Genomic DNA, 9,991 nt, shown 5'->3' with positions numbered 1-9,991 from the left:
GCGGGGGTACCGTCGCCTGCCGTGAGCAGCCGCACGGGGGACGACACGGTCAGCGCGCCGGCACCGGCGCCCGGCGGGCCGCCCGTGAAGCTGCTCCAGCGCCTGGCCGCCCGGCACCTGCCCGCGGTGCTGGCGCTGCGCCGCGCGGTGCACGCCCACCCGGAGCTGGCGCGCGCCGAGCACCGCACCACCGCCGCCGTGGCCGAGCTGCTCACCGCCGGCGGCCTGGAGGTGCGGCTGCTGCCCGGCACCGGCCTGGTCGCCGAGACCGGCCCGGGCGACGGGCCGCGGGTGGGCCTGCGCGCCGACCTGGACGCCCTGCCGCTGGAGGAGGGCACCGGGCTGCCCTACGCCTCCACCGTGCCCGGGGTCGCGCACGCCTGCGGGCACGACGTGCACACCGCCACCGCCGCCGGGGCCGGGCTGGTCCTGGCGGACCTGCACCGCGCCGGGGCGCTGGCCCACCGGGTGCGCCTGCTCTTCCAGCCCGCCGAGGAGGTCATGCCCGGCGGGGCGCTGGACCTCGTCGGCGCCGGCGTGCTGGAGGGGGTGGCCGCCCTGTACGGCCTGCACTGCGACCCCACCCTGGACGTGGGCACCGTCGGGCTGAAGGCCGGGCCGATCACCTCCGCCTCCGACCACGTCACCGTGCGCCTGTCCGGCACCGGCGGGCACACCTCGCGCCCGCACCTGGCCGGCGACCTCGTCTTCGCGCTCGGGCAGGTCGTCACCCAGCTGCCGGCCGTGCTGGCCCGCCGCGTCGACCCGCGCGCCGGGGTGAACCTCACCTGGGGCGCGGTGCACGCCGGCGACGCCGCCAACGCGGTGCCCGCCGAGGGGTACGCGGCCGGGACGCTGCGCTGCATGGAGACGGACGCGTGGCAGCACGCCGGCGAGCTCGTCGAGGAGGTCGTGGCCGACCTGGTGCGCCCGTACGCGGTCAGCGCGGAGGTGGCGCTGGTGCGCGGGGTGCCGCCGGTGGACAACGAGGTGCGCGCCACGCTGGTGCTGGAGGAGGCCGCGCGCGCCGTGCTGGGCGCCGACGCGGTGCTGCCCACGCGCCAGTCGCTGGGCGGGGAGGACTTCGCCTGGTACCTGCACCACGTGCCCGGGGCGATGGTCCGGCTGGGCACCCGCACCCCCGGCGGCGTCGTGCACGACCTGCACCGGGGCGACTACGCCCCGGACGAGGCGGCGCTCGGCGTGGGCGTGCAGGTCCTGGCGGCCGCGGCCGCCGCGCCGCGCGCGCTGCTCCGTTGAGGGGTCGCGCAGGTCTCGATCCGGGCAAGACGCCCGCCGCAGCGGCCTGAGCCGGTCAGGTTGCGCACTACGATGACCGCGCGCTCGTCGAACTGGCTTCGACCTCGTGCGCGCCCGCACCGCCGGACGACCCGCCGGACGACCTGGAGGACCCCACCCGTGAAGACCTTCACCCGCCTCGCCCCGGCCGCGGCCGTCGGTGCCACCGCCCTGCTGCTGCTGGCCGCCTGCGGCGAGCGCCCCCAGGGCGACGCCGTGGAGGGCCCGAACGCCACCGCCTCCAGCGGCGGCAAGACGATCAAGGCCTGCATGGTCCTGGACACCGGCGGCGTCGACGACCGCTCGTTCAACCAGTCCTCCTGGGCCGGCCTGGAGGCCGCCAAGGCCGAGAACGAGAACCTGCAGATCTCCTACGTCCCCTCCGCGGACGACACGCAGTACACCCCGAACCTGCAGGCGCAGGTGCAGCAGGGCTGCGACACCATCATCGGCGTCGGCGGCCTGATGGCCGACTCCGTCAAGGAGGTCTCCGCGGCCAACCCCGACCAGGCGTTCGCCGAGATCGACTCCTCCTCCGAGGAGGAGAACGTCTACGCGCTGCAGTACAACACCGCCGAGGCCGCGTTCCTGGGCGGCTACCTGGCCGCCGGCATGACGAAGACGGGTGTCGTGGGCACCTGGGGCGGCCTGCCCATCCCGCCGGTCACCATCTTCATGGACGGCTTCTGGGAGGGCGTGCAGTACCACAACCAGCAGAAGGGCACGAACGTCCGCGTCCTCGGCTGGGACGAGAACAACCCCGACGGCGGCACCTTCGCCAACAGCTTCAGCGACCAGGCCGCGGGGCGCTCCATCACCGAGACCCTGGCCGGCCAGGGCGCCGACGTCGTGATGCCGGTCGCCGGGCAGGCGGGCCTGGGCGCCGGTGCGGCCGCCGAGGCCGCCGGCGGCGGCCTCAACCTGCTCTGGGTGGACACCGACGGCTGCGTCAGCGCCGAGCAGTACTGCGACTACTTCATCTCCTCGGTGACGAAGAACCTCACCGAGTCGGTCAAGGAGTACGCGCTCTCGGTGGCCGAGGGCGACGTCCCGACCGGTTCCTACGTCGGCACCCTGGAGAACGAGGGCGTGGGCCTGGCGCCCTTCAACCGCTTCGACAGCCAGGTCCCGGCCGAGCTGAAGAGCGAGCTGGACACCGTCCGCCAGGGCATCGTCGACGGCTCCATCGAGATCACCTCGCCCAGCGCGATCGCCGCCGGCTGAGACCGCGCCCGGCCGGGCCACCGGCCCGGCCGGGCCCGCGGCACCGCCGCGCGCACGACGCGAACCGCACGACACGAACCGCACGACACGACGCGCACGCACGACGCGGGCGACGAGGGGGACGAGGCGCACGTGGAGCTGGAACTCCGGGGCATCACCAAGCGCTTCGGGTCCTTCACCGCCAACGACGGGATCGACCTGACCGTCCGGCCCGGGGAGGTCCACGCCCTGCTGGGCGAGAACGGCGCGGGCAAGAGCACCCTCATGAACGTGCTCTACGGGCTGTACACGCCCGACGAGGGGCAGATCCTCGTGGACGGGCGGCCGGTGTCCTTCTCCTCGCCGGGCGACGCGATGGCCGCCGGCATCGGCATGGTGCACCAGCACTTCATGCTGGTCCCTGACTTCACCGCCACCGAGAACATCGTCCTGGGCGCCGAGGTCACCCGCGGCGGCGGCCTGCTGGACCGCCGCCGCGCGCGGGCGCGCGTGGTGGAGACCTCCGAGCGCTTCGGCCTGGCCGTGCCGCCGGACGCGCTGGTGGCCGACCTCGCCGTCGGCGTGCAGCAGCGCGTGGAGATCCTCAAGGCGCTGCTGCGCGAGGCGAAGGTCCTCGTGCTGGACGAGCCCACCGCCGTCCTGACGCCCGCCGAGACCGACGACCTCATGCGCGTCATGCGCGAGCTCGCCGCCTCCGGCACCTCCATCGTGTTCATCACCCACAAGCTGCGCGAGGTCAAGGCGGTCGCCGACCGCATCACCGTCATCCGCCGCGGCCGCGTCGTGGGCACCGCGCAGCCCACCGCCTCCCAGGAGGAGCTCGCCGCCCTCATGGTGGGCCGCGACGTGCGCCTGGTCGTCGACAAGGCCCCCGCCGCCCCGGGCGAGCCGGTGCTGGAGGTGGCCGGCGTGCGGGTCACCGACCCCGCCGGCGCCGTCCTGCTCGACGACGTCAGCCTCACCGTGCGCGCCGGGGAGGTCCTGGCCGTCGCCGGCGTCGACGGCAACGGCCAGAGCGAGCTGACGCGCAGCGTCCTGGGCCTGCAGCCGGTGGACTCCGGGCACGTGCGCCTGGCCGGCGAGGACGTCACCGGCATGCCCGTGCGCCAGGTCCTGCGGCGCGGCGTGGGCTACGTGCCCGAGGACCGCCTGCACGACGGGCTCGTCGGCTCCTTCAGCATCGCCGAGAACCTCGTGCTGGACGTGGTGGACACCCCCGCCTACTCCGCCGGCCCGTCCGTGGACCGCGCCGCCGTGGCCCGCAACGCCGCCGAGCGCGTGGCCGAGTTCGACATCCGCACCCCCACCGCGCAGGCGCCGGTGTCCACCCTGTCCGGCGGCAACCAGCAGAAGGTCGTGCTGGCCCGCGAGATGTCCCGGCCGCTGAAGCTGCTCGTGGTGGCCCAGCCCACCCGCGGCGTCGACGTCGGCAGCCAGGAGTTCGTGCACCAGCGGATCGTCGCCGAGCGCGACCGCGGTGCCGCCGTCCTGCTCGTCTCCACCGAACTGGACGAGGTGCGCGCCCTGGCGGACCGCATCGTCGTCATGTACCGCGGCCGCGTCGCCGGGGAGGTCGGCCCCGACGCCGACCCCGAGCAGCTCGGCCTGCTCATGGCCGGCGCGCAGCCGCAGGAGGGAACCGCGTGAGCACCGAGGCCCCGACGAAGGGGGTCCCGCCCGCGGGGCCGGCGGGCCCCGCGCCCCGCCGGCCGGCCCGGCGCGGCAACCTCCTCGTCACCGTCTTCGCCGTGGTCGGCGCCGCGCTCGTCGGGGCGGTGCTCATCGCCGTCGGCGACGCCGGCACCCGCGCGGCGGCCGGCTACTTCTTCACCTACCCGTGGGACACGTTCTCCAACGCCTGGTACGCCGTGCGCGACGCCTACCTGGCGCTGCTGGAGGGCGCGCTCTACAGCCCGGACCTGTCCGGCAAGGGCGCCCTGGGGCCGATCTCCGAGACCCTGGTCAACGCCACGCCGCTGATCCTGGGCGGCCTCGCGGTCGCCCTGGCGTTCCGGGTGGGGCTGTTCAACATCGGCGGCCAGGGGCAGGTGGTCCTCGGCGCCGTCTTCGCCGCCTGGCTCGGGTTCGCCCGGGACCTGCCGGTGGTGCTGCACCTGCTGGTGGCCCTGGCCGGCGGCCTGCTGGGCGGGGTGCTGTGGGGCGGCCTCATCGGCTGGCTGAAGGCCCGCACCGGCGCCCACGAGGTCATCACCTCCATCATGCTCAACTACGTCGCGCTGAACCTGCTGAACTTCCTGCTGAGCACCCGCGGGTTCCAGCGCCCGCCCTACGGGCAGGCGATCTCCGAGCAGGTCGCCCCCTCCGCGCGCCTGCCCCTGCTGCTGGGCAGCCCGCTGCGCGTGCACGCCGGCCTGCTGCTCGCCCTGCTGGCCGCGGTGGCCGTGCACTGGCTGTTCGGCCGCTCCCGGCTGGGGTTCCGGCTGCGCGCCGTCGGCGCGAACGCCGACGCCGCCCGCACCGCCGGCATGTCGGTGGGCCGCCTGCAGATCACCGCGATGGCCCTCTCCGGCGGCCTGGCCGGCCTGGCCGGCGCCTCGCAGGTGCTCGGCGTCAGCGGCAGCGTCACCGGCAGCGTCGCCGGCAGCATCGGCTTCGACGCCATCACCGTGGCCCTGCTGGGCCGCAACAACCCCTACGGCGTCGTCGCCGCCGGCCTGCTGTTCGGCGGCCTGCGCGCCGGAGGGGTGCAGATGCAGTCGGCCACCGGCGTGCCGGTGGACCTGGTGGGGGTCCTGCAGGCCCTCATCGTGCTGTTCATCGCCGCGCCCGCCCTCGTGCGGGCCGTCTTCCGGCTGCGCGCCGGCGGCGGCGGCGTCGGGAGCGAGCTGGCCGGGGGGTGGGGCAGGTGAGCGCGGCGACGCCGCAGGTGCGTCCGGAGGCCGTGGTCGTCCGGGAGGTCGTCGAGCAGCCCGCCAGCCTGCGCCAGCGGGTGGTCGGCGGTGCCGCCCTCGTCCTGACCGGCGCGGTGACCGCCCTGGGCTGGGGCCTGGGCTCGGGCACCGGGGACGCCACCTTCGCCTTCGGCGGCGGCACCGCGGTGCGCCTGCCCGACCTGACCGTCCCGGGCACGCTGACGCCCGTGGTGCTCGGCGCGGTCGTGGTGCTGCTGGGCCTGTTCCAGCTCGCCCGGGGCTTCCGCGCCCGCCGCGGCCCGCTGCTCGTGGGCGTCGCGGTGGCCTGCTTCATGGTCTCCTTCCTGTGCTGGGCGATGAGCGGCGGGCAGGCCGCCACGGTCGACGTGGTCGCGCTGCTGCGCCAGACGCTGTTCCTGGCGACCCCGCTGATCCTGGGCGCCCTGGCCGGCGTGCTCGGCGAGCGCAGCGGCGTCGTCAACGTCGCCATCGAGGGGCAGCTGCTCACCGGCGCGTTCACCGCCGCGCTCGTCGGCTCGCTGGCCGGCAGCCTGGGCGCCGGCGTCGTCGGCGGCGTGCTCTCCGGCGCCCTGGTCGGCTGGCTGCTCGCGGTGTTCGCCATCCGCTACCGCGTCAACCAGGTCATCCTCGGCGTGGTGCTCAACGCCGCCGCGCTGGGCTTCACCGGCTGGGCGTACAAGGCGCTCATGCAGTCCGACACCGCGCGCTACAACACGCCCGGCGTGCTGCAGCCGCTGCCCGTGCCGGTGCTCTCCGAGATCCCCGTCCTGGGCCCGCTGCTGTTCGAGGGCAACGTCGTCGTCTACCTGATGTACGTGCTCATCGTCGCGCTGCAGGTGGTGCTCTTCCGCACCCGCTGGGGCCTGCGCACCCGCGCGGTGGGCGAGCACCCCAAGGCCGCCGCGACCCTGGGCGTGCCGGTGCTGGGCATCCGCTACGTCAACGTCGTCGTCGCCGGCGCCATCGCCGGCCTGGGCGGGGCGTTCCTGTCGGTGGGCACCATCGGCCCCTTCACCGAGAACATGTCCGCCGGCAAGGGCTTCATCGCCCTGGCCGCGGTCATCTTCGGCCGGTGGACGCCGCGCGGGGCGGTGGCGGCCTCGCTGCTGTTCGGCTTCTTCGCCGCCCTGCAGACCCTGGTGGGCGTGCTGCCCTACGGCTCGCAGGTGCCCGCCAGCTTCCTGTCGGCGCTGCCGTACCTGGCGACGCTGTTCGCCGTGGCCGGCTTCGTCGGCCGCGTCAAGGCGCCCGCGGCCAGCGGCGAGCCGTACCCGGCGTGAACCCGTGAACGAGGAGAGGACCACCGTGCCCGAGGTCGACTTCGAGGCGCTGCGCGCCGCGGCCCGCGAGGCGCTGACGCACTCGTACTCGCCCTACTCCGGCTTCCCCGTGGGGGCGGCCGCGCTCGTCGACGACGGGCGCGTGGTCTCCGGGGCGAACATCGAGAACGCCTCCTACGGCGTGACGCTGTGCGCGGAGTGCACCCTCGTGGGGCAGCTGCGCATGAGCGGCGGCGGGCGCCTCGTCGCCTTCGCCTGCGTCGACGCGGTGGGCAACGTGCTCATGCCGTGCGGGCGCTGCCGGCAGCTGCTGTTCGAGTTCGGCGGCCCCGCGCTGCTCGTGGACACCCCGCGCGGGGTGCTGCCCATGACCGAGGTGCTGCCCGACGCCTTCGGCCCCCACGACCTCGCCGACCCCGCCCGCAAGGCCCCCCGAGAGGACCAGCGCTCGTGACCCAGCAGTTCGCCGCCGTCGACGTCATCCGCACCAAGCGCGACGGCGGGCGCCTCCCGGACGAGCAGATCGACTGGGTGGTCGGCGCCTACACCCGCGGCGAGGTCGCCGAGGAGCAGATGTCCGCCCTGGCGATGGCGGTGTTCCTCAACGGCATGTCCCGCGAGGAGGTCGCCCGCTGGACCGCCGCGATGATCGCCTCCGGCTCGCGGCTGGACTTCACCGACCTGCCCCGGCCCAGCGTCGACAAGCACTCCACCGGCGGCGTCGGCGACAAGGTCACGCTGCCGCTGGCCCCGCTCGTCGCCGCGTGCGGTGCGGCCGTGCCGCAGCTGTCCGGGCGCGGCCTGGGCCACACCGGCGGCACCCTGGACAAGCTGGAGTCCATCCCCGGCTGGCGCGCCTCGCTGAGCCTGCCGGAGATCCGCCGGCAGCTCGTCGAGGTCGGCGCCGTGATCTGCGCCGCCACCGGCGACCTGGCCCCGGCCGACAAGAAGCTGTACGCGCTGCGCGACGTCACCGGCACCGTCGAGGCGATCCCGCTGATCGCCAGCTCCATCATGAGCAAGAAGATCGCCGAGGGCACCAGCGCGCTCGTGCTGGACGTCAAGACCGGCTCCGGGGCGTTCATGAAGGAGCTGGCGCAGTCGGTGGAGCTGGCCGAGGCGATGGTGGCGCTGGGCACCGACGCCGGCGTGCGCACCACCGCGCTCGTCACCGACATGTCCACCCCGCTGGGCCGCACCGCCGGCAACGCGCTGGAGGTGCGCGAGTCCGTGGAGGTCCTCGCCGGCGGCGGGCCCGCGGACCTGGTGGAGGTCACCCTGGTGCTGGCGCGCGAGATGCTCGCCGCCGTGGGCCTGGACGCCGTGGACCCCGCCGACGCCCTCGCCGACGGCCGGGCCATGGACGCCTGGCGCCGGATGGTCGCCGCCCAGGGCGGCGACCCCGACGCGGCCCTGCCGGTGGCCGCGCACACCCACGACGTGCTCGCCCCCGCCGACGGGTACCTCACCGAGGTCGACGCGATGGCCGTGGGCGTGGCCGCCTGGCGCCTGGGCGCCGGGCGCGCCCGGCGCGAGGAGGACGTGCAGGCCGGCGCCGGCGTGGAGCTGCACGCCGTGCGCGGCGAGGCCGTGCGCGCCGGGCAGCGCGTGGCCACCCTGCACACCGACACCCCCGAGCGCTTCGCGTGGGCGCTGCAGGCCCTGGAGCCGGGCATCGTCGTGGGGGGGACCGCGCCGGCGCCGGTGCCGCTGGTGCACCGCCGCATCACGGCCTGATCACGTCTGGTCGGCACCCGGGCGCTGCGGGTGCCGACCCCGCCCGGCCTTGAGACGATCGCGGACCACGCACGACCTGCAGACCGAACGGGAGCGAGGCCATGTCGTCCACACCGGGCAACGACCAGTACGGACCGCCGCCGGGGTACGAGCAGCAGGGCGGCTACGGCCAGCCGTACGGCGCCAGGCCGCGCAACGGCGCCGGGCTGGCCTCCCTGATCCTCGGCGTCATCGGCCTGCTGCTGTGCTGGCTGCTGGGCATCGGCATCGTGCCCGGCCTCATCGGGCTGGTCCTCGGCATCGTCGGGATGCGCCGCGCCAGGCGGGGCGAGGCCACCAACCGCGGCGTCGCGATCGCCGGCGTCGTCACCAGCGCCATCGCGGTCGTCGCCAGCGCGGTGTTCCTGGCCCTGACCATCGCCGTGGGCTCGGCGTTCTGGAACAACGGCGGCGCCGACCTGACGCAGTGCCTGCGCGACGCCGGCGGCGACGTGGCCGCCCAGCAGCAGTGCCAGCAGGACTTCAACGAGGACCTCGGCGTCGACGGCGACCAGACCGGCGCCTGAGCCGACCGCGTCCGGGGCGACCGGGGACGGGCGCGGCTCCCGCGCCCGTCCCCGGCCCCCGCTCAGGCGGCGTCGGTCAGGGTCCGGTACTCCTCGTCGGTCAGCTCCACGTCCGCCGCGCCGAGGTTCTCCTCCAGGTGCGCCACCGACGACGTGCCCGGGATCGGCACGACCACCGGCGAGCGGCGCAGCAGCCACGCCAGCGCGAGCTGCCCGGTGGTGGTGCCGGGGTGGTGGCCCGCCACGGCGTCCAGCGGCCCGCCGGGGCGGGCCAGGGTGCCGGCGTCCACCGGTGCCCACGGGATGAACGCGATGCCCTGCTCGGTGCAGAAGTCCAGCAGCTCCTCCGCCCGGCGGTCGCCGAGGTTGTAGCGGTTCTGCACCGAGGCCACGCTCAGCCCGGCCGCCTGCGCGGCCCGCACGTCCTCCACGTCGACCTCCGAGAGGCCGACCTGCTGCGCCAGGCCCTCGTCGACGAACTCCTTCAGCGCCCCGAACTGCTCCTCGCGCGGGACCTTCGCGTCGATGCGGTGCAGCTGCCACAGGTCGATGCGCTCGACGCCCAGGCGCCGCAGCGACATGAGGATGCACTGGCGCAGGTACTCCGGGCGGCCCAGCGGCGGCCACACGTCCGGGCCGTGGCGGGTCAGCCCGCCCTTGGTGGCGATGACGACGTCGCCGTAGCCGGAGCCGTCGTGCAGGGCCTCGCGGATGAGGTCCTCGGAGACGAACGGCCCGTAGGAGTCGGCCGTGTCGATGAAGGTGACGCCGAGCTCGACGGAGCGGCGCAGCACGCGCACCGCCTCGTCGTGGTCCTCCGGCGGCCCCCAGATGCCGGGGCCGGTGATGCGCATCGCGCCGTAGCCGAGGCGGTGCACGGTCTTGCCGCCGAGGTCGATGGTGCCGCTGCTCGCGACGGGCATGTCACTCCTCTTCGCGTGGTCGGTGGACCGGCGCCCGCGGGGCGCCGGTCCACCGACCACGCGAAGAG

9 protein-coding genes are annotated in these 9,991 nt (G+C 75.4%); 8 read left to right on the top strand and 1 reads right to left on the bottom strand.

What is annotated here, in order from left to right; translation table 11 throughout:
* The first annotated feature begins 21 nt into the window (after positions 1 to 21).
* From GTR00_RS06930 to GTR00_RS06895, 8 genes are all read left to right on the top strand, one after another.
* Positions 22 to 1,260, top strand: coding sequence for an amidohydrolase (locus GTR00_RS06930; protein ID WP_323132296.1), 1,239 nt, complete (start codon positions 22 to 24; stop codon positions 1,258 to 1,260).
* Between the two features lie 159 nt (positions 1,261 to 1,419).
* Positions 1,420 to 2,523, top strand: coding sequence for a BMP family lipoprotein (locus tag GTR00_RS06925; RefSeq protein ID WP_323132295.1), 1,104 nt, complete (start codon positions 1,420 to 1,422; stop codon positions 2,521 to 2,523).
* A 132-nt stretch (positions 2,524 to 2,655) separates the two neighbouring features.
* On the top strand, positions 2,656 to 4,170 hold the full coding sequence (locus tag GTR00_RS06920) for an ABC transporter ATP-binding protein (RefSeq protein WP_166610904.1): 1,515 nt from the start codon (positions 2,656 to 2,658) through the stop codon (positions 4,168 to 4,170).
* Positions 4,167 to 5,393, top strand: a complete 1,227-nt coding sequence (locus GTR00_RS06915) for an ABC transporter permease (RefSeq protein WP_166610903.1) — start codon at positions 4,167 to 4,169, stop codon at positions 5,391 to 5,393. The genes GTR00_RS06920 and GTR00_RS06915 overlap by 4 nt, the downstream gene beginning before the upstream one ends.
* Positions 5,390 to 6,697 (top strand): ABC transporter permease, encoded by a 1,308-nt coding sequence (locus tag GTR00_RS06910; protein WP_166610902.1) that lies wholly within the window; start codon positions 5,390 to 5,392, stop codon positions 6,695 to 6,697. Before GTR00_RS06915 ends, GTR00_RS06910 begins: the two co-directional genes overlap by 4 nt.
* A gap of 4 nt (positions 6,698 to 6,701) precedes the next feature.
* Positions 6,702 to 7,151, top strand: coding sequence for a cytidine deaminase (locus GTR00_RS06905; protein WP_166610901.1), 450 nt, complete (start codon positions 6,702 to 6,704; stop codon positions 7,149 to 7,151).
* A complete protein-coding gene (locus tag GTR00_RS06900) occupies positions 7,148 to 8,434 on the top strand; it encodes a thymidine phosphorylase (protein WP_166610900.1) in 1,287 nt (428 codons plus the stop codon). Before GTR00_RS06905 ends, GTR00_RS06900 begins: the two co-directional genes overlap by 4 nt.
* A gap of 101 nt (positions 8,435 to 8,535) precedes the next feature.
* Positions 8,536 to 9,000 (top strand): DUF4190 domain-containing protein, encoded by a 465-nt coding sequence (locus GTR00_RS06895; RefSeq protein WP_166610899.1) that lies wholly within the window; start codon positions 8,536 to 8,538, stop codon positions 8,998 to 9,000.
* A gap of 62 nt (positions 9,001 to 9,062) precedes the next feature.
* Here GTR00_RS06895 and GTR00_RS06890 read toward each other — a convergent pair whose 3' ends face one another.
* Entirely contained in the window at positions 9,063 to 9,923 is an 861-nt protein-coding gene (locus tag GTR00_RS06890; RefSeq protein ID WP_166610898.1) for an aldo/keto reductase, read from the bottom strand.
* Positions 9,924 to 9,991 lie beyond the last annotated feature (68 nt).

Origin of the sequence: Kineococcus indalonis, assembly GCF_009906395.1 — a bacterium.
Taxonomy (GTDB): Bacteria; Actinomycetota; Actinomycetes; order Actinomycetales; family Kineococcaceae; genus Kineococcus; species Kineococcus indalonis.
Note: the sequence above shows the minus strand (reverse complement) of the source record. Positions and strands in the feature narration are given on the sequence as shown.